The organism is Nostoc sp. 'Peltigera membranacea cyanobiont' 210A (genome assembly GCF_002246015.1).
Lineage (GTDB): Bacteria > Cyanobacteriota > Cyanobacteriia > Cyanobacteriales > Nostocaceae > Nostoc.
Genome location: NZ_NOLJ01000008.1, coordinates 334,227 through 354,826, shown reverse-complemented (window position 1 = coordinate 354,826; position 20,600 = coordinate 334,227). Strand labels below are relative to the sequence as shown.

Annotated in this window: 15 protein-coding genes and 1 pseudogene; 8 read left to right on the top strand and 8 right to left on the bottom strand. The window is 42.2% G+C overall.

What is annotated here, in order from left to right:
- The first annotated feature begins 157 nt into the window (after positions 1–157).
- Positions 158–562, top strand: coding sequence for a DUF2294 domain-containing protein (locus tag CDG76_RS25820; protein ID WP_094351736.1), 405 nt, complete (start codon positions 158–160; stop codon positions 560–562).
- On the opposite strand, the gene CDG76_RS25815 is transcribed toward CDG76_RS25820, so the two are convergent.
- Together CDG76_RS25815 and CDG76_RS25810 are read right to left on the bottom strand one after the other, a co-directional pair.
- A complete protein-coding gene (locus tag CDG76_RS25815) occupies positions 543–926 on the bottom strand; it encodes a response regulator (RefSeq protein WP_094351735.1) in 384 nt (127 codons plus the stop codon). The two genes, CDG76_RS25820 and CDG76_RS25815, sit on opposite strands and share 20 nt — an antisense overlap.
- A 395-nt stretch (positions 927–1,321) precedes the next feature.
- Positions 1,322–2,626, bottom strand: coding sequence for a CCA tRNA nucleotidyltransferase (locus tag CDG76_RS25810; protein WP_094351734.1), 1,305 nt, complete (start codon positions 2,624–2,626; stop codon positions 1,322–1,324).
- An 86-nt stretch (positions 2,627–2,712) separates the two neighbouring features.
- Between CDG76_RS25810 and CDG76_RS25805 the strand changes: the two genes are divergently transcribed.
- The 4 genes and pseudogenes from CDG76_RS25805 (at position 2,713) to tsaB (ending at position 5,460) form a co-directional block, all read left to right on the top strand.
- The gene (locus CDG76_RS25805) at positions 2,713–2,961 is read left to right on the top strand and encodes a Ycf34 family protein (protein ID WP_094351825.1); all 249 of its coding nucleotides are present in this window, start codon (positions 2,713–2,715) and stop codon (positions 2,959–2,961) included.
- 799 nt (positions 2,962–3,760) lie between these two features.
- A pseudogene (locus CDG76_RS39710) lies at positions 3,761–3,865 on the top strand (molecular chaperone DnaJ); the annotation flags it as partial.
- Positions 3,866–3,982: 117 nt separating this feature from the next.
- Positions 3,983–4,642, top strand: a complete 660-nt coding sequence (locus CDG76_RS25800) for a 6-aminohexanoate hydrolase (protein ID WP_094351733.1) — start codon at positions 3,983–3,985, stop codon at positions 4,640–4,642.
- Between the two features lie 161 nt (positions 4,643–4,803).
- Entirely contained in the window at positions 4,804–5,460 is a 657-nt protein-coding gene (tsaB, locus tag CDG76_RS25795) for a tRNA (adenosine(37)-N6)-threonylcarbamoyltransferase complex dimerization subunit type 1 TsaB (protein ID WP_094351732.1), read from the top strand.
- Positions 5,461–5,491: 31 nt separating this feature from the next.
- Here tsaB and CDG76_RS25790 read toward each other — a convergent pair whose 3' ends face one another.
- Entirely contained in the window at positions 5,492–6,409 is a 918-nt protein-coding gene (locus tag CDG76_RS25790) for an AEC family transporter (protein WP_094351824.1), read from the bottom strand.
- Positions 6,410–6,511: 102 nt separating this feature from the next.
- Here CDG76_RS25790 and CDG76_RS25785 point away from each other — a divergent pair, with 102 nt between their 5' ends.
- The gene (locus CDG76_RS25785; protein ID WP_094351823.1) at positions 6,512–7,315 is read left to right on the top strand and encodes a M15 family metallopeptidase; all 804 of its coding nucleotides are present in this window, start codon (positions 6,512–6,514) and stop codon (positions 7,313–7,315) included.
- Between the two features lie 89 nt (positions 7,316–7,404).
- Here CDG76_RS25785 and CDG76_RS25780 read toward each other — a convergent pair whose 3' ends face one another.
- Together CDG76_RS25780 and mrdA (CDG76_RS25775) are read right to left on the bottom strand one after the other, a co-directional pair.
- Positions 7,405–8,466 (bottom strand): serine hydrolase domain-containing protein, encoded by a 1,062-nt coding sequence (locus CDG76_RS25780; protein ID WP_223265385.1) that lies wholly within the window; start codon positions 8,464–8,466, stop codon positions 7,405–7,407.
- A 54-nt stretch (positions 8,467–8,520) separates the two neighbouring features.
- A complete protein-coding gene (mrdA, locus tag CDG76_RS25775) occupies positions 8,521–10,359 on the bottom strand; it encodes a penicillin-binding protein 2 (RefSeq protein WP_094351731.1) in 1,839 nt (612 codons plus the stop codon).
- A gap of 323 nt (positions 10,360–10,682) precedes the next feature.
- Between mrdA (CDG76_RS25775) and CDG76_RS36525 the strand changes: the two genes are divergently transcribed.
- A complete protein-coding gene (locus CDG76_RS36525; protein WP_143854173.1) occupies positions 10,683–10,868 on the top strand; it encodes a hypothetical protein in 186 nt (61 codons plus the stop codon).
- Here CDG76_RS36525 and mrdA (CDG76_RS25770) read toward each other — a convergent pair.
- Positions 10,845–12,692: a penicillin-binding protein 2 gene (gene mrdA / locus CDG76_RS25770; protein WP_094351730.1), complete on the bottom strand. Its 1,848-nt coding sequence runs from the start codon at positions 12,690–12,692 to the stop codon at positions 10,845–10,847. The genes CDG76_RS36525 and mrdA (CDG76_RS25770) overlap by 24 nt on opposite strands.
- 295 nt (positions 12,693–12,987) lie before the next feature.
- Between mrdA (CDG76_RS25770) and CDG76_RS25765 the strand changes: the two genes are divergently transcribed.
- A complete protein-coding gene (locus CDG76_RS25765; protein ID WP_094351729.1) occupies positions 12,988–14,115 on the top strand; it encodes an ABC transporter ATP-binding protein in 1,128 nt (375 codons plus the stop codon).
- A 98-nt stretch (positions 14,116–14,213) separates the two neighbouring features.
- Here CDG76_RS25765 and CDG76_RS25760 read toward each other — a convergent pair whose 3' ends face one another.
- Entirely contained in the window at positions 14,214–16,115 is a 1,902-nt protein-coding gene (locus CDG76_RS25760) for a PAS domain-containing sensor histidine kinase (RefSeq protein WP_190240983.1), read from the bottom strand.
- Between the two features lie 266 nt (positions 16,116–16,381).
- Positions 16,382–20,600, bottom strand: a 4,219-nt coding sequence (locus CDG76_RS25755; protein ID WP_143854176.1) for an ATP-binding protein, incomplete at its 5' end; no start/stop codon positions are given.

Below are 20,600 nucleotides of genomic sequence, written 5' to 3'. Positions count from 1 at the left end.
TATTCTTAAATAAATGCATACTAAATACATCACATTGAGCCACTAACTTCATATAAAATAGTGATTGATTTTCTCAGACTATTCCATAATCATCTACTATAATGTTGGATACTTCAATTTTCCGCTTGTAGCAATAAATATTACATAGTAGGTACTAATGGTGCAACCGACTATTGGACAATTAGAAACAGAAATATCACAGCGGATTATAAGTTTATATAATGATAGGCTAGGTAAGTCTCCTAGCCAAATCATTTGTCATTTTTTTGATACTGAAATCGTAATTTCTTTAGAAAACTCTGTTACCCAAGCTGAACAAACTTTACTAAAAGGTGGTTATGATACTTTAGCTGAACAAGTACGATTCTATTTAGAGAAAATAATTAAACCAGATTTAAAAAATTTGATTGAGGAAATTATTGGTCAACCTGTCCTTTACCTGATGACAAACACCAATTTAGCAACAGGCCGTAGTGGGATTGTTGTAATTCTCAAGGAATTACCTGAACTTCGTAATCCCGAATCTATTCCTAAGATAAATGTTAGGAATTTAGCTGACTGATGTGGCGACTGATTACCACTTCTAATTGGTTAAAATCATAGGGTTTAGTAATGCAATCATCAAATGCTGTAAGCATCGTGGAGCGATCGTCTTGTACCGTTCTTAGAGGTGTGACTGCAATGATTGGAATGGTAGCAGTTTTTGAGTCATGCTTGAGATCGTCAATGACTTGGTTTGCACTCAAGTTAGATAGCTTCATATCTAGCAGGATTAAATCTGGTTGATGAGTTTGTGCCAACATCACAGATCTCACCCCTTGTTTGGTACAAATAGATGAAAAATTTAATATTCCTAGATGAGAATTAAGTAGCTCTAAATCATGTAAACTCTGTTCAACAACCAAAATTAAAGGCTGTCCATTCATAAGCAGTTAGTCCTGTCCAAGAAAAGCTATTCATAAAAACTCCACCCATCAGAAAAACCTGAAAGTCTTTGTTTCTAATAAGTGTTTAATTTAATGTACGAGAGTATCTTCAGGCAACCAACTAAAGCATAAAAATGAATAGGTTAGTGTATAATTCATTCGGTTGTCCATCGGCGCTAAATTTTAGGAAATAACATAGCAAAGCAGCCTATAATATCAAGCAAATAGTAGCATGATGTATGTTATTGCAAGAATTGACTATAAAGATCGGTATTTTATGGTAAGTAGGGCATACTTAAGGTACTTGAAGTTGCAGATTTATTAGCCTTAGCCAGGAGTGCCAAAATTGCGTAGGCATCGCCTTTGGTACATTACCATAAATTAATTAGGTATATTTAAGCATCAAGTAACTGACGTGCATAAGCGATCGCCTCTGCTGGTGTTGAAAGTTTCCCCTCGGCTTGTGCTACACCAATTTCAGTCAGCAGCTGACCGATAATTGGCGAAGCTGGAATATCTAATGCTACGATCAACTCCTTCCCGCTAACTAGGGGAATGGGATGAGCGATCGCATCGTTAGCGTTGAGGTAGCGGTCGATCAAAGGTGCTAAAACTTGGTAGCTCAAAGATTTAGTTTCCACTGCTGTGTATAGTGGCTTGTCGCCAGATATTGCCTCTACCAAATTATTAATTGCTACAGCTAGCACTGCCGTAGTGGGGAACACAATATCTGCGTTATGAAACAAAAAGTATTGTTCTCGCAACGACATATCAACTACTTGAAATTGCGGTAACAATTTCAGAGCAGTAGTTACACCTCGGATTTCGGCACGACTATAAGTTAGTTCCTGTAGCTCTATTTCTGCTAATTCGGGATCTGGGTTGACGAGACAAGCAAGTTTGGCAATAGCTAGCCAAGTAGTTTTAATACTATCGCGGACATATTCTTGCAGTTGTGCCCCTAGTTGTTGCCAATTTTCTGTGAGTAAGGCGGCGGCTGTGTCAACTGCTGCTAGTTGGAGCAAGCTTTCACGGGTGGCATTTTTGAAGAAAGGGGCAAGTAAACCATCTTCCCAAGCCGTTGCGATCCAAGGAGTACCCTGAGAATTTGCCAGTAGATAGCCAATTTCTACCCTAACTCTTTCGGCTGCAACTTTGCTGATATGCGATGCCAAAGAACGAATTGCGGCTTGGGTAGCTGGCTCAATAGTAAAACCTAGTTGAGCGGCTTGACGATAACCTCGCATTAACCGCAAAGGATCATCTTCTAGGTTCGCGGGTGACACCATTCGCAAAATGCCCTGTTGTAAGTCTACATAACCTTGCAGAGGATCGATAATTTCTTGCGTATGGGGATTATAAGCGATCGCATTTACTGTAAAGTCTCGTCTGTGCAAATCAACTTCTAAACTATCCCCTTCCTGTTGGGCAAAGTCAGCTGTGGCGTGGGGAAAAACCACACGCGCAATTTGTCGTTTTGCATCGAGTAACACAAAACCAGCTTTGTAATGATGAGCGATCGCTCTCGCTACCTTTACCGCCTTGGATGGTATAACAAAATCTAGATCCAGATATTCGCGAGTTCTGCCCAGGATCGCATCTCGGACAGCGCCACCTACCATGTAAGCGGGTTGTGGTAGGAATTCCAAACTAAAAGGCCAATTTTCGGGAGCGAGGGTAGAAGGAATTGATTCGTGCATTGTAATAAAAATCAACCCAGCAACTCATGAATAACAGTTGGGCTTACGTTAGATTAACAATAAAGGCCCCTGGAGTTGGTTCTATTATGTGTATTTGCGTGAATTGCCACTATGTAGACAGCTGTGTTACCTATCATGCCGTAGAAGGGCAGCACCAACAGCCTCACTTGACTGAAACACCAGATTTTGATCCGAATGAACCTTCTATCAATGTCAATATTCGGACTACAGATGATGTGATTGAAATGGAATGGGATGTTGTTGGTTGTCTGAGCTTCAAGCGGGAAACGGGTAAGTGGTCGAAATTGCGTCCTGGTGAATTAGTGCCGACTTGACAAGTCAACAGTAATATGTTATGTTCATGCCCATTAATAACAGAACCTTGACAATTCAATACCAAGTTTCTTAGTGAAAGCAAAAGTATTTATTTTGACTTTACACACGTAAGTTTTTCGCGGGGGTATAGCGACCGCTCAAACCCTGATTCTTTCGTTGACCCCCTCGAAAAGCTGCTGTGTAAGCGTTTGAGCGGATGTGCAGTTACATTTTTGTCAATAATCTAGGCTTATTGACAATTAAATTAGACCCCCTCGAAAATGACCCTTGAAGACCAGTCACAGTAAGGGTTCTAGAAGGGTGGGGTTTCTCAATCACTTACCCCTCACGGGGATGGAAACTTCTATAATCAAGGGAAACATTTCTTTAGTTTTTTGAGTTTCTCAATCACTTACCCCTCACGGGGATGGAAACAAACGTGAAATAATTGGAGCAATTTTTGATACGTAAGGTTTTCCAATCACTTACCCCTCACGGGGATGGAAACCCTTGAAGCTTAATTGCCGTGTCGATCCACTCTTTGTAGTTTTCCAATCGCTTACCCCTCACGGGGATGGAAACGCGCCACACTCACAGTTGAGTATCATGTCTACTACTGTTTTTCAATCACTTACCCCTCACGGGGATGGAAACCGTTCAATTCCGAGTACCGCGTCGCTATATTGTGCAATATTTTTCAATCACTTCCCCTCATGGGGATGGAAACTTGACTATGATGTGGTTGAATAGATAAATCAAGTCAACTCTAAAAAATCAATATTTTAATTAACACAGTCTGTAGAATCTCCATCTTTACCCAGAACAGATGAATCAAGAAAAACTCGTCAGACATTTCTGAGATTAGCTGAAATCTTTCATCCTGATAAGGTAAAAGACAGCGAGACACAAATGTATTATAAAGATGGGGATAACGATGGGCGGCAAGAGAATTTTTAAGCGTACCACAACTCACAAAAGTTATTCTTAGGAAGGCGATAAGGCGATCGCAGAAGATAAAGAAGCTAGCCAAGAAAAAACAGCATGACCAACTCACAGCGACTAGACCATGTAGAAGATGAACTCGAAACCGTTAAGCGATTGCTAGTGTCTACTGCTAGCTACGCAGAATCATCAAGCAGGCGGCTTGACGAGTTGACGATAAAACAAGATCGTACCCAATTTCACCTTGACGAGTTGACGATAAAACAAGACCGTACCCAATCTTATCTTGACGAGTTGAGCATAAAACAAGACCGTACCCAATCTCATCTTGACGAGTTGAGCATAAAACAAGACCGTACCCAATCTCATCTTGACGAGTTGACGATAAAACAAGACCGTACCCAATTTCACCTTGACGAGTTGACGATAAAACAAGATCGTACCCAATCTAACCTTGACCAGCTAGGGGTACGTGTTGACCAGATAGGGGGAAAGGTTGACCAAGTTTCTGATAAGGTTGATAGTTTTATCACTCACACGCAACGCCTATTTACAAAGACAGGCAGTGAGATAGAGGAAACAAAGGCACGAACTGAGCGATTAGAAGCACTCATGCTAAAGCTTGATCGAAACTATGAGGAACAAAAATCTCAGTTTCAGGAGTTTAAACTCACTACGGGTGCTGCTTTAGAGCGAATTGACCGAGTTTTAGACTATCTATTGAGACAGCAAGGCGGTAATCCAAATCCCCCATCTTAGTTGCGATCGCTATTAGAAAGTCAACAGCATTGGCTCTCACAAACCTTGTAACAAGACTGTTTGACTGATTATTAATTCAGTAGTTTTTCAATTAAGAACCGCTATGTTATATGCTTAAATAAATTACGTTAACTCTATAAAAATAGATATTTTAAGTAACTTTGACAACTGAACTAGAAGACCTTGCAATAAATAAATACGCTTTAGCACTACATACCACCACTCCCGAATTAGGACTAGCAATTAGTAATTTTGCAGACGATACCCGCTCTCAAATTTGGAATTTGGGGCGTGATTTATCTAGCTTAGTGCATCAATATTTAATTGAATTTATCAAACCGCAAACTTGGGCAGATTTGTCCTTTATCGCAGTTGCAAAAGGCCCTGGCGGCTTTACGGGAACTCGGATTGGTGTTGTTACTGCTCGTACTTTGGGGCAACAGTTAGATATCCCTGTATTTGCGATTTCAACTTTGGCTGCGGTAGCTTGGTCAGAAGTAAGCAAAAGTCAAAATTTAAAAACTTTTGCTGTGGAAATGCCAGCCCAACGAGGTCAAATTTTCGCTGCTATTTATCAGTTTCAGCCAGATACTTCTAAACTAAAAGTGTGTTTGTCAGATAGAGTGTTGACACCAGAAGCGTGGCAGGAAACTTTAGCGAATTGGAACACTAATTATCAGCTGCTTCAAGCTCAATCTGGTCTAGCAGCGACAGTGACAAGTATTTTGGAACTAGCTAATCTCGATTGGCAAGAGGGCAAATTTCCTAATTGGTCAGAGGCTTTGCCATATTATGGGCAGCATCCAGTAGAAGTTTAACTGATATGTGTCACAGTGCATAAATCCAAAATTAAAATAGCCACAGCCAAACAGGGAGAGTAACCAGCAATACTATAGCCCCAGCAGCTAAGGCAGTAACTGCTAAATCGCGATCGAGATTGAATGTCTCAGCAATTACCAGTGTGCCAAAAGCTGGAGGCATAGCCATTTGTAAGACAATTACCTTTGCTGTAGAACCAGTTAATCCAAACAGTGGTAATATGCTGCCCAATATTAAGGGAACTAGCAACATTTTGATTCCCAAGCTGATTCCTGCTTGTGGTAGGCTACCCCAAGATTTGAGCATCCCTAGTCGCATTCCGATTAACACCAGAGATAAAGCTACACTACACCAAGCAAATTTCTCCAAGCAGAATTCTACTACTGTGGGAATTGTCGCTTCTCGAACCAGCAAGCCAAATCCGAAACTCCATAAGGCAGGATTAATTAAGATGGCCTTAGCAGTCTGCCAATGATTCTGGACACCAACGCCAAAACGCGCTGCTAGCAACACACCCAAGCCATAAGTTCCTGGGAATGAACCTAACAAATCGTAAAATAGCGCCCAAGCAAAGTATTCCTTGCCTACCATTGCTAAGGTAATGGGAAAGCCAAGATAACCAGTATTACCCAACATTGCGGCTAATATCAAGCTAGCCTGAGTTGATGGTTGGGGGACAGTCTTTCTAAAATAGGCTTGTCCTTTAATGGCTAACCAAGCTAAAAATGCTCCTAGTAAAATGGCTAGGTAAGCGATGGCAGGTGCAATCCAAATTTGCCCTGATAAACTAGATTGACGCAAAAACGATACTATGCTTATGGGTACTCCCACCCAAAAAAGAAACAGTCCTAAACGTGTAGGAACTGTTACAGGTAGTTTGCGTCCCAGAATAAAACCTACCAGGACTAATCCTCCCAGCTTGACGTATAGTTCTAAAAGGTTTGTCAAGATTGCGCCTAAGAACCACAGATGTAAAATGCTACCTGTTACGTTTACTTTTGTCCAGTGCAAAATCTGTTATGGTTATCCCACAAAAACAGGAGTTTACCCTTGAATAAGGCAGGGTTTTCTGGAAGACCGCAAAACTCATCGAATGATCTTGGTGATGATATTCCAGTGGCTGTACGCGATACCCCTGATGCAACACCTAAAATTTGGTTGCAACCCCGAATTATCCTTATTGGGGGATTTGCGGGATTTGTCTTGCTCGCTTTAATGAGCGGTTTTTTGTTTTTCGTCACAGCACCTAAAAAAACCGTAGATTCTCAACCTTTACCAGCTACTTCTGCTCCTACAACTCCAACAGCATCTAATAATTCCAGCGATACTGTGTTAGGGCATTTTCCATACCCAGAAGCCCCTGAGTCAGAACTAGTAACCATCTCCGCAAATAGGGGCATTAGAATGCGAAAAACTGCTGCCCAAAAGTTTGAGGAGATGGTAGCAGCAGCCCGGAGTTCAGGTGTAATTTTACTACCAATTTCTGGCTTTCGCTCAGTCAAAGACCAGGAGCAGTTGTTTTTTGCTGTCGGTGCCCAGCGAAATCAAACGCCAGCAGAACGAGCCGCCCTCAGCGCTCCTCCTGGTCATAGCGAACATCACACAGGTTATGCTGTGGATGTTGGAGACGGAGCAGTACCAGCAACTAATCTTCAAACAAACTTTGACAATACCAAGGCTTATCGGTGGCTGCAAGCAAATGCACCGCGTTTTGGCTTTGAAATGTCTTTTCCCAAAGATAATGCTCAAGGTGTAAGTTATGAGCCGTGGCACTGGCGTTTTGTAGGCGATCGCAATAGTTTAGAAATGTTCTATAAAGCCAGAAACTTAAAACCCGCTAAGATATCGCCATAGCAGTTATTCGATTTTAAATTTTAGATTTTAGATTTTTCTTCAATCCAAAATTCAAAATCTAAAATTGGCAGAGTCAGGAGTAATTGCTTTTACTTCCTCTCCCCTAATGGAGGCTGAAGCACTAGTTCGGTAAGAACTGGACAGTAGTATTCAGCAATTTTCTTAGCGATCGCATCTGGTCGAGAAATTTTATCTAGATTGCAAAGTAAAATCACGGTAATTTTGTCATCAATAAAGCGGGTAATGTTACTTGCGAATCCTAGTATCGAACCATTATGACCAACTACTCGGTGATCGCCATAATTAAATACCCACCACCCTAAACCTGCAATATATCTTAATTTTTCCCAATCATCGCCCTGATTGGGAAAATGAGGAGTCCACATCAAATAAAGGGTTGATTGCTTTAGTAGAGTTGCACCACAAAGCGCCTGTTCCCACTTCACCATATCTTCTATATTGGAAAGTTGACCTCCGGCAGAATAGGTAACAGAAGGACTGTAGTAAGGTTTGTTAACGAGTTTGCTGTTTGGCAAGCGATAGCCAGCAGCCCGGTGTGGCACTATGTCTTTGGGATCGTTCATCACGGTTGCATTCATTCCCAAAGGAGCAAAAATGCGCTCTTGCAACAAATCTCCATAAGATTGTCCAGTTACCTTTTCTAGGAGCAAACCCAGTAGATAGTAGCCTGTGTTGTCATAGGCGCTAAACTCACCCGGTTGGAACTTGAGGGGTAGGTGAGTAACTAGAGCCAAAATTTCAGATTTAGATAAATTAAGATGGGTAATTTCCCAATAGTTTGGGGCATCGGTATAGCTGGGAATTCCAGACTGATGAGACAGAATATGTTGAATTGTGACATTTTGCCACGCTAGGGGTAGATAATCAAGATAGTCTGCGATCGCATCATCTAGCGAAATTATCCCTTTCTCTACCAGCATCATTATGGCTGTAGCAGTGAAAGTTTTACCGACAGACGCAATTTCATAAACTGTATTTTCAGTAGCTGGAACAGAGTGTTCAACATTCGCCAGTCCATAGCCCTTAACTAAAACAGGTTCACCTTCCTGCACCACTGCAACAGAAAGCCCCGGAATCTGGTTTTTAGTCATTACAGATCGAATATAGTCGTCAATCACAATTGACCTCATTTCTATTTGGTGATCTGGAGACGAGGGCAGAGGAGAATGCCCAACGCCACACGCTTAGTTTCGTCTGCTATTTCCTGGATTTTCAGGCTGAGGTTTCTGATACTTACCTGGATACTTGCGCTGAAAGTATTCCTCCATAATTTGTAAGATCATGGGCGCAGCAATACTACCACCACCGCCACCGGAATGTTCAGCAAATGCCACAATCACAACTTCTGGCTGTTCAGCAGGTGCATAGGCTCCAAACCAAGCGTGATTTTGCTTAACACGGCCTTTCCACGCTTCAGCCGTGCCACTCTTACCAGCCACAGGGGGAACTGTTGGCTGCTTCAAAGCTTTACCCGTACCTTCAGCTACCACTTTCCGTAGTCCCTGACGGAGAACACTTATGGTTGTCGGCTTCATATTTAAAGATGCTCGCCAGTTTTTAGCTTCTTCGTTGTCTTTAAGCAAATGTGGCTGGACTCGATAGCCACCATTAGCGGGTACGGCAAACATGATGGCGACTTGTAAAGGTGTAGTTTGTAAAGCACCTTGACCAATTGACATATTAATGCTGTCGCCTACAGTCCAAGGTATCTTCCAAGTTTTCTGCTTCCATGTCTCATCTGGCACTAACCCTTTTGCCTCTTCGTTGCCAAACTCAAAGCCAGTTCTTTTACCAAATCCATACTTACGAGTCCATTCAATTAAAGTTGGCCCGCCAACCCCGCGACCAATTTGATAGAAGAAGGTATCACTACTCCACTGTAATGCTCCGACAAAACCCAATGGCCCGAATCCGGCGTGATTCCACTCACCAAATCGGGTGCCGCCAAAACTCAAAGAACCGTAGGTTTGCAGGACTGTGCTAGGAGAAAATTTACCTGATTCTAGACCGGCTGTGGTGGTAACAATTTTGAAGGTGCTAGCGGGTGGAAAGGCGCTGAGGGCGCGATTCACCAAGGGATGATCGGCACCTTGGACAAATTCCCAATCTTTTTGGGTGAGTTTCTGCTTCGAGAAAATATTTGGGTCAAAGGTGGGATGAGATACCATTGCTAAAACAGCACCATTCTTTGGATCGAGTGCCACGATCGCACCGTCGCGATCGCCTAAAGCTTTTTCTGCTGTCTTTTGCATATTTAAATCTATGGTCAAGTGCAAATCGTTACCAGGTTTTGCCTGTTTCTCGCCCAAAACCCGGAGCGGGCGACCAGCACCATCCACTTCTACCTGCTGACCACCCCATTCGCCCCGCAGAGTTTTCTCATAAGCTTTTTCAACTCCCATTTGACCAATTACATCACCTAATCTGTAGCCTTCCTGCTTCTTTTCTTTTAACTGACCGCCAGTCAGTTCTCGCGTATAACCTAATACATGAGCTAATTCCTTGGCGTGGGGGTAGTAACGAACCGCTTCTGTATGAATTTCTACGTCTTTAAGTTCGGTTTGATACTCTTTCAATGCTGTGATTTGGGCTTCATTCAAGTCACGAGCAATTCGGATGAGTGAAGAAGAGTTAGCACCTGCCTCTTCTAGTTTCTTTTCCATCTCTTCTTGGGAAACGTCGAGAATTTGAGATAGACGCGCTCCCACTAATGACCACGCTGGTTTGGTATGTGCCATCGGCCACAAATATACAGAGCGAGGATAGCGAGTACTGGCTAAAAGTTTGCCGTTGCGGTCAAAGATATTGCCTCGTTCTGGTTGTTTGGGGATCATCCGAATCCGATTTGACTCGGCTCGTTTTCGGTGGCTTGCCCCTTCAGTAATTTGCAAATATGCCAAACGAATGCTGATTCCTGTCAGCATCAATAGAGTAAATATAATTAAAAATATCGGCTGGAAACTTTGTCCAACAGTACGTGTATTTTTTTGTCCGCCAAGTGGAGATGGTTTCAGGAAAGTCATAAGGCAAAGAGGATTTCAAAATTAAGATTATCTGTAAATAACTCTGCTAAATTCTTAGCAGGTATTTAAGGACAAACTAATTGGCAGTAATTAATTGTTTTCAATTGATACCATAAGCTCATCTCTTCTATTGCCTCGCCTAAAAGCTTCTTGAATTTTGAACTTTGCACACTACTGGTCTGTCCCATTAATTTTGATGAGTTTGTAGTAAGCACTTCAGTGCTTAAAAATCTAGGACTAAAGTCCTTACTACGAACTTTTTCAGTCATCAAAACTAATGAGATAGACTAGAAACTCTTACGCTGTACCTGGATTTCTCACAAGTGAGAAATCCAAGGGGTGTGGGAGGTGTGGGAGGTGTAGGAGGTGTGGGAGGATGGGGAAGAAGTCTTACCCCCCACACTCCCCACACTCCTCTTCCCCTGAAGCCTACACTATGCGTGAGAAATCCGGGTGTATACCTATTTGACTTCCGCCTTGCGGTACTAATCTCCAGTGCTATGTCCTGAACTTTGAGTTTTAGCTTCTGATGGGTCAGGCTGAGGTTTTTGATACTTACCTGGATACTTGTGCTGAAAATAAGCTTCTAGTACTTGTAAAACCATCGGCCCGCAAATAGTACCGCCATGTTCGCCAGTATTTTCCCCAAAGGCCACAACCACAATTTCTGGCTTATTACTGGGCGCATAAGCACCAAACCAAGTATGATTTGGGCGACCAACACCAGCTTCAGCTGTGCCACTCTTCCCAGATGCTTGGGCAATTGTCGGCACGTCTAAGCGCTTACCAGTACCTTCACTCACCACCTTTCGCAGTCCGTCGCGGAGAACTTTGATAGTTGTCGCTTTCATATTTAAGGATTCTCGCCAACTTTTTGCTTCTTCGTTATCTTTAAGCAAATGCGGCTGAACTCGATACCCACCATTAGCAGGGACAGAAAACATAATCGCTGATTGCAGAGGTGTCACTTGCAAAGCGCCTTGACCAATTGACATATTAATGGTGTCGCCAACAGTCCAAGGCGTTTTCAAAACTTTCCGCTTCCATGTTTCATCTGGAACCAAGCCTACTGATTCTTCATCACGAAATTCAATACCAGTTCTTTGACCAAAACCGTATTTGCGACTCCATTTAATTAAAGTTGGGCCGCCAACTTTTCTGCCAACTTGATAGAAGAAAGTATCACTACTCATAGCGATCGCTCTGGGAAATCCCAATGGTCCGAATCCGGCGTGGTTCCACTCACCAAATGTCACCCCGCCTACGGTAAGAGAACCAAAGGTTTGTAGTATTGAGTCAGGAGAAAATTCACCTGATTCTAGTCCAGCTGTCGTAGTGACAACTTTAAAAGTACTGGCGGGCGGAAAGGCACTCAGGGCACGATTTACCAAGGGATGATCTTTACCTTGGACACTTTCCCAATCTTTTTGAGAGAGTTTTTGTTTGGAAAAGATATTTGGGTCAAAGGTGGGGTAAGATACCAACGCTAAAACAGCACCATTGTTTGGATCGAGTGCTGCGATCGCACCTCGGTAATTTCCTAAAGCTTTTTCGGCTGCCTTTTGCACATCCAAATCTATGGTTAGGTGCAAATCATTACCAGCTTTTGCCTGTTTCTCCCCTATAACCCGGATTGGTCTACCCGCACCATCCACTTCCACTTGCTGACCGCCCCATTCGCCCCGTAGAGCTTTCTCATAAGCCTTTTCCACGCCCATCTGACCGATGACATCTCCCAGTCGATAGCCTAACTCCTTCTTGCCCTTTAACTGGTCGGGGGTCAACTCCCGTGTATAACCTAATACGTGCGCTAATTGCTTACCGTGGGGATAATAACGTACAGAATCTGTATTAATTTCCACTTCAGGAAGTTCATTTTTATACTCCTTTAATGCCGTAATTTCTGCTTCATTTAAATCGCGAGCAACCCGGATGAGTGAAGAAGAATTAGCACCTGCTTGTTCTAATTTCTTTTCCATCTCATCTTGGGGAATGTTGAGAATTTGCGCTAGACGGGGGCCGACTACAGACCAGGAAGGCTTAGTATGTGCCATCGGCCACAAATATACAGAGCTAGGATAGCGAGTGCTAGCTAAAAGTTTGCCATTCCGGTCAAAAATATTGCCCCGTTCTGGTTGTTTGGGAATCATCCGAATTCGGTTTGCTTCAGCTCGTTCTCGGAGTTTTGGCCCTTCAACAATTTGCAAGTAAGCCAAACGAGCCTCAATCCCACTGGCCATTAATAGGGTAAATACGATTAAAAATATTGATTGGAAACCACGTCCAACTGTACGTGTATCTTTTTTGCTGCCAAGTGATGGGAATAATGACATAAGTATCAATTCAAAATTCAAAATGAATAAATGCAATTCCAGCCAGACTTTTAGCAATTGCTAATATGCAATTTTAAGGTTTGTTAACTTAATCGCAAAATCTCTAAGTAGTAAAATTAGTATAAAAAATTACTATATTTTTATTATCATTACTGGGTATGAAAGAATCGGGCGAGTATATTCTTGAACAATTGTTTTTGGCGGATACAATAAACCAAAGTGTCAAATATAGTCTGCCCAAAAGACTAGAGCAATTGACAAAATAACGTAATATCACGGCATTCTACTGAGGATTATGGCTCAAATCGTCATGCAAGATCAGAGGGGGATAACAAGTTTTCAGCCACTTGATGTTGAACTGCGTAACGTCTTCAAGTTTTTTAACCAAGAACCAGCAGTAAATGGAATTGATTTGGATGTCAGACAAGGAGAATTTTTTAGTATTTTAGGCCCCTCCGGTTGTGGTAAAACAACAACACTGCGCTTAATTGCTGGGTTTGAAATTGCTGACGCTGGTAAGGTGTTTATTCAGGGTCAGTCCATGACTAATGTGCCCCCTTACCGCCGACCCGTCAATACTGTATTTCAAAGTTACGCTCTATTTAACCACCTGAATGTCTGGAATAACATCGCTTTTGGACTGCGGTTAAAAAAAATACCCAAATCGAAAATTGAAGCTAGAGTCCAAGAAGTTTTAAAACTGGTGAAAATGGAAAGTTTGCGATCGCGCTTTCCTAATCAACTTTCTGGTGGTCAACAGCAGCGAGTCGCTTTAGCCAGGGCTTTAGTCAACCGTCCCACCGTGGTACTACTGGATGAACCTTTAGGGGCGTTAGATTTAAAACTACGTAAAGAAATGCAGGTTGAGTTATCAAATTTACACAAAGACTTGGGGTTAACCTTTGTGATGGTGACACACGACCAAGAAGAAGCATTGTCTTTGAGCGATCGCATTGCCGTGATGAATCAAGGCAAAATTGAACAAGTTGGCACTCCCAGCCAAATTTACGAACGTCCCTGTACATCCTTTGTTGCTGATTTTATTGGTGATACTAATTTATTCAGTGGTGAAATCGTCGCGGTAGACTCCTCTAATATTAAAATTTCCACAAAAATGGGACTATCAATCGTTATTAGCCGCGCTGAAGATACACCAACTGAATTATCACAAGCTGTAGTAGTGAGTGTGCGTCCAGAAAAAATACAGCTTTCGTTGTATCCACCTAATTTGCCAGTTAACTGCTTTGAAGGACGGCTTATCAACGTTATGTATTTGGGCACACACGTTAATTATGTTATGGAATTAACAAATGGCATTAATATTAATGTGTTGCAACCTAATACTCTTGGCACTTTACCAGACCGCGACACACCTATTTATGCCTGGTGGGCAGAAACTGATTGTTTAGCTATTAGTCAATAGTTAATTGTCATAGAAAGCGGTGGCAAATCAGTCAACCTCATGGAAAAGTAGGACAACCGCCCCATAAGGGATATAATTTTACAGTTGCAAAAAAAACTTTAATGCTGAATTGGAATTGTAATTACAAACTCTGTTCCTACTGCTGGTGTTGAATGACATTCTAGTTTGCCACCATGTGTTTCTGTAATGATTTGATAACTGATAAACATTCCCATACCTGTTCCCTTACCTACAGGCTTGTTGGTGAAAAACGGATTAAAAACTTGTTTTTGAATCTGTTCTGACATACCTATGCCATTATCAGCGATCGCAATTTTTACCCAACCTGAATCTAGCACTGAAGTACGAATGGCGATCGTGGGAGTTAACAACCCCGATGTTAAATTGTCTATTCTTAATTGTGCATTCTCAATTGTCCATTCTTCTAAAGCATCAATGGCATTCACTAATATATTCATAAATACCTGATTGAGTTCTCCGCCATAGCATTCCACTAAAGGTAATGTGCCGTAGTCTTTGATGACTTGAATGGCTGGAAGCCTTGTTGTTTCTTGGAAGCGATGTTGCAATACCATTAGAGTACTGTCGATGCTTTCGTGAATATCTACTGCTTTAAACTCGGCTTCATCTATGCGTGAGAAGGTTCGTAACGACAGCACAATCTGACGGATGCGCTGAGTGCCAACTTTCATCGAACTTAATATTCTTGGTACATCTTTCTGGATGTACTCTAGGTCAATTTCCTCACACAAAGCCTGAAATTCCAACTTATTACCAGCCTCTTGCTGCTGATGGTGAATTATTCGTAACAGGTCTTGAGTATATTCTTCAAGATGGCTGAGATTACCGTGAATAAAATTAACGGGGTTGTTGATTTCGTGGGCAACTCCAGCCACAAGTTGACCCAAACTAGACATTTTTTCTGCTTGAATCATTTGTGCTTGAGTTTGTCTGAGTTCTTGAAGAGTTTGTACTAAATTTTCTGTTTGTTGTCGCAATTGGTCTTCCATCTGTTTGCGCTCACTAATATCCCTGGCGACACAAACAACGGTGTTTTCGGTCACACTGGCAATATTCGCCTCAAACCAAACCTCTCGGTCGCCTATAGGCAAGCTATATTCTACCTTCACAGTTTTTTTCGTTAAGAGTGCTTGTTGAATAGAGTTGAGAAAATAGTCGGCACAAGCAGAGGGTAAAACCTCATGTATTTTTCTGCCCAGCAGTTCCGCAGGAGGTTGGTAGAGTAAGGGCGCACTACTAGGAGCGATTTTTAGGTATCTTCCTTCGGCATCTAAGACAAGAATCACATCCTGTATAGCGTTGAACAAGGCGAGTAATTCTGATTGCGAGGCTTTGATTAATTCTTCAGCTTGTTTGCGACTGCTGATATCGCTAATAGCGCCATGAAGACCAATAATTTCACCATCTGAATCGAAAATTGGCGAAGCCACTGATCTCATCCAGCACCAATCTCCATCCTTTTTTAGGTGGCGAAATTCTATTGCGATCCGCTGTCCCTTGGTTTCCACCATTTCTTGAATTTTTCTCTGGGCTAAAGGGAAATCATCAGGATGAAGCAGGGGGGCAAAGGTTTGACCAAGTAGGTCTGAAGGTTCCCATCCTAAAACATTTTTATACTGTGGTGATACATAAGTAAAAAGACCTTCCACTGACATAGAAAAAATCAGATCGCTGATATTTTCCACGAGTTGGCGATACTTAGCCTCACTCTCAGCCAAAGCAGTTGCCGCCGCTTGGTGATGCTGTCCGCGAATTTTATTTGCTGATTCTACAAAGGCAGAATTATTGGTCAATTTCGACTGTAATTCTATCAGTTGTAAATCTTGTGGGACTTTATCAGTAACTAATTCCCAAATTTGATGTTGTTCGGCTAACAGCGTAGTTGAATAAAGGTCTTGCATAGTTTCTAGCTGTTGCAGCAATTGGGCATTTTGCTGACGTAAAAGCGATATCTCTTCATTGATTTTTTCAGTACACATGTTCAACTCCGATTTACTCCGAACCGTATTGCAAGTGGGGTGACAGAATCTTCTTAGCTAAAGTTGGTCTACTCAGTACTGTTTATCGAACAGAATTCAGGAGTCAGAATGGGCTAAACCTTAGCTATCCGCTAACAGCAATGTTTTCTGACCGAAAAAGCGGATAGCGCCGGCGGCAAGCGAGTCTTCGAGCGTCACGAGCGTCTTGATTCTGACTCCTGTTAGCGCAGCGGGGCGTAAGCCCATTCTGACTTCTGAATTCTTCTTCAATGCCGCACTGGAATTACGATCGCAAACTCTGTACCTTTTCCTGGTGAGGAGTTGCAGCGTATTGAACCCCCGTGTTTTTCCACAACAATTTGACGGGCGATCGCTAATCCTAAACCCGTTCCTTTTCCCACAGATTTCGTCGTAAACAAATGGTCAAATATCTTTTGCTTGACTGCTTCATTCATGCCATTAGCATTATCAGCAATCGTTATTTTCACTTGATTATCTTGCAATGAGGTTTGAATTGTAATCTTGTTAGGATTTTCTTGGATTTCTGCAAAATTCCGCCCAGTATTCGACTCATCTAAAGCATCAATGGCATTAGCTAGGATATTCATAAACACCTGGTTTAATTGTCCAGGAAAACATTCAACTTGAGGCAAATTGCCATACTCGGTTACTACTTCAATTGCTGGACGTTGCTCATTGGCTTTGAGGCGATGTTTGAGAATTAAAATTGTACTTTCAATCCCTTCATGAATTTTAAATGGCACTTTGTAATCTTTATCAGCGCGGGAGAAAGTTCTTAAACTAGTGCTGATATTTTTCAGGCGATCGCACGCCATCACCATTGAATCTATTGCCTTGGGTAAATCTTCTAAACTATAATCTAAGTCAATTTCTTCTGCATGGTCAATAATTTCAGCACCCGGATTAGGTAAACTTTCTTGATAAAGTTTCAAGTGTTGCACAACATCAGCAATAGTGGGTTTAGCTTGTTTGAGACTTGCAGCAATAAAGCCCAAAGGATTATTCATTTCATGGGCTACACCAGCAACTAAATTACCCAGTGCAGACATTTTCTCACTTTGAACAATTTGTAATTGGGCTTGCTGTAAATCTTCTAAGGCTGTTCCGAGTGCTTGAGATTTTTCTGTAACTGCTGATTCAGCTTGTTTGCGATCGCTAATATTAATAGTTGTTACAACTATGCGATAAACTTTGCCCGTCCCATCTTTTAATGGACTGAGTGTGGTTAACCACCAAGTTTTCTGGTCGTTAAATGTTAGACATTCTTCATAGGTGATGGGTATTCCGGTTTGGAAACAACGCAGATGATTTTGAGATACTGCTGCACCTTCATCACCATGTAAATCTTGCGGAGTTTTACCCAGCACTTGGGAAGCAGGTATACCAACTGCTATTTCGCACGATTTACTCCATCCTGTGTACTCAAACTTACCATTATCCCGGACATCAATCACACAGATCAGACAACCAACACCTTCGTAAATACTACTGAGGAACTTTTCTCGCTCCTGGAGATGATTATATAACTGGGCATTTTCTAAAGAAATTGCGGCTTGAGTGCAGAGGAAATTTACAACAGAAAGGCGATCGCTAGTAAATACCCCTTGAGTCAGTTGATTTTCTAGGTAAAGAATCCCTATTAAACGCCCTTGATTAATAATCGGGGTACATAATACACTCTGGGGTTGTGTTCGGTGCATATATTCCCCAATCAACCCAATAGTATCTGTTTTACAATTGTCTATAACAACTGTTTGTTGAGTATTTTTGACGTAATTGATAATTTTTACGGGAATTTCTTGACAATTAGCGAGCGATTGTGGCTCAAGAATGGTTTGTATTTGGTCATGATTGATAAAGGTAATTGCCCTAACTTGCCAATTATCACCAGACACTTTCTTCAATAAGGGTTCCCCCCGCACGGCAGTGTCCTCATCTTGGGGAAGAATTAATACAGCTTTTTTCGCGCCGGAGTTTTCTAGGATAATCTGGGTCAAGGTGGCAATGAGTTGATCTAATTCCAGAGAACTGGAGATAGCTTGAGCGGCTTTGAGGACAGAGGTAAAATCTAATGTCTGGGAAATACTAGTGCTGCCAGTGGTAGAAGTGCGAGTAGATGAGGAAGTGCTACGAAAGCTAATAGTTTCTAGGGTATTGAAGTTGATTCGTTGCTGTTGCAGAATCGATTGGAGTAGTTGGGGATAGCGTTTTTCTAGGTCTTCTATTTTGGCTTTTGCGCCCCAACGAGCGTAACAGTAGTATGCTTCTTGCATATATGCTTGGGCAACTCTTTCTTTACCCCAATCGAGATAAAATTTGGCTACTAGTTCATTGCTAAGTGCTTCTTCTTGGATGTAGCCGTTGGCTTTAGCTAGAGTTATGGCGCGATCGTAATTTTCAAGTGCTTCGGCTTTATTGCCCAACACTCGTTGTTTTTCAGCCTCAACTAAATGCCATTTATGCAGATGATTTGTGGGAGCATTTTGCGCACAACGGTGGAGAGTGGTTTGATGGATTTCTACCTGGGCGAGAATTACGGAAAGTTCAATTTCTGGCTGGGTGGAAAATTGGGCTAGGTATGTCAGGGCTGCGTAGAAATAGGAAATCGGAACAAAAATCAATCCTGATACTGCAAGTAAATACTTTTCCCCTTCCTCAATGTAAGCGATCGCAGCTTTGTAATCACCAAAAGAATAGGCAAGCAACAGTTTGTAGATATACAACTCAGCCATCACCGTGAGTTCATTAGCCTGACGATGTTTGGGAATCATCACCGTTTCATCGTAGATACTGCCGCTCAAACAATCAGGCTGAATTTGGATTTCCCTAAAGTTCTGTGCCGCCTGTCGCATAATACTTACATAAGTCTGGGCAGAATGTTGCTTTGCCTGAGTTAAGGCGGCGTTGTAACTTGCGATATCTAATTCCAAATTGCTAAGTTCAGAGCCACTCCAAAAGACTGCATAGCTGTAACAACATACGTTATAGCCAGCGTGTAAAAAATCGCCAGTTTCCATACCAGAGGTAAAACCAGCTTTCAGCAACGGTATCGTTGCTGAGAGAGCTTCTTGGTGATGTTGAATAAAGCCACCAAACAACATGGAAATTATGGATTTGAATTCCCGTACATTGAACCGATCTAGCAAATTCAATGCCAATTGCCCAAAACCGTAGCCCCCTTCAACCTCTCCCAAAAAGGCACACAGCACCATTCCGTGCAGCGCATACCCCACAGTGGAGGCGGGCGTATTCCCGAACTGAAGCGATAGGCTGACCATTGTGCAGCTAATCAGGGGCAATAAACCCGGTATTCCTTGGAAAACGGGTGCAAACAACATTCCTAACAGTTGCATGGCTGCCTGAGCTTGAGGATCGGTCATCACTGGTAAGTCAGCTAGTTCCTCAATTCGTTTGCCTGCAAGTTGATTAGCAAGGACTTGTAAAGCTTTACCAATCTCAGCATTGTTTGGCTCAATGGGTAGCTCAACCCCCAATTGTTTTAAAGCATCTCTGCCAACTGCGATCGCTTCTAATAGTCTGCTCTGGGCAGTCTGGGCAGCAATTTGAATTTCGTAAATTTTAACTTTGTCTAAAATCGTCTGGGCTGATTGCAACACCTGTACTGCTATCTGTTCCATGCCATCAAAGTCAGCATTTAAGTAGGCGGCTTCGGCGGCGGCAACATAGAGACTCAGGGTCAATTCATATCGATCTTGCCAGCAATTCACTGTGAGTAGCTCAATCCCAGTTTGTAAATAGGCTCTGGCAGCAGCATAAGCAGTAGAATTTTTAGCTTTACCTGCTGCTGCTAAGTTAAGTCGAGCCAAGGCTTCTCGCTGGTGCGGTTGGGCAATCAACTCTTGCCCTAAATTCAAATGTCCAACAATATCAAACAGTTTTTCTTCTTGTTCTATTTGAGAGGAACTTTCTAGAAGTAATTGACCAATTTTGAGATGAGTTGCTTGTTTTTGGTTATCAGGAATTAGAGAATAGGCAGCTTGTTGTACTCTGTCATGCAAAAATCTATATTTGGCTAATTGTTTATTGGTATTCCCAGTTGACAGCGCCAATCGATCGTGATTTTCTCCCTGATAAAATTTATAAACATCACTAATTGGTAAAATCAACCCTTCTTGTAAAGCTTTCCATAAACTAGCAGCTGTTTCAATTTCTGATGACTCCCAAACAATCGCCAAAGTTGCTAAATCAAATTGATTGCCAATGCAAGCGGCTAACTGCAATACATTTTGAGTTGATTGAGGCAGTCTTTGTAATTGAAATACCATAAACTTAACAACATCATCTGTCACCGCTTGCTGATTTATTTGGGTGATATCACATTGCCACCCCCCCGTAGCCCCCCCTTGGTAAGGGCTACCGTGTACACACAAATCGGAGTTACTTTGAGATCCGGGTTTTACCCCCCTTAATCCCCCCTTGGAAAGGGGGGAAACAAGAAAATCT